Source organism: Streptomyces sp. URMC 126, from assembly GCF_051386555.1.
Taxonomy (GTDB): Bacteria; Actinomycetota; Actinomycetes; order Streptomycetales; family Streptomycetaceae; genus Streptomyces.
On the sequence record NZ_JBPQTX010001142.1, the window covers coordinates 1 to 250 of the forward strand.

Sequence of the window (250 nt, forward strand, 5' to 3'; positions counted from 1 at the left end):
TTCCTCCTGCATCGGCGCCTCGCGGGCGGCGAACTCGGTCAGGTGCTGGGGAAAGCGCGTCTCGAACATGAAGGACATGGTGTTGTCCAGCTTCTCGGGGCGCAGGTCGGCGTTGCTGGCGCCCTCGAAGGCGTCGCGGTCGGGGCCGTGGGGCAGCATGCAGTTGTGCAGGCTGATGCCGCCCGGCGCGAAGCCCTGCGGCTTGGCGTCGTATTGCCCGTAAATGTTGCCCATCAGTTCGGACATGATG

General features: G+C 66.0%; 1 protein-coding gene. It reads right to left on the reverse strand.

Going from position 1 to position 250, the window contains the following annotated elements; all coding sequences use genetic code 11:
• Nucleotides 1-246: homogentisate 1,2-dioxygenase domain-containing protein (locus ACSNOK_RS35425; protein ID WP_436784786.1), on the reverse strand; the 246-nt coding region annotated here is incomplete at its 3' end.
• Nucleotides 247-250: the final 4 nt, after the last annotated feature.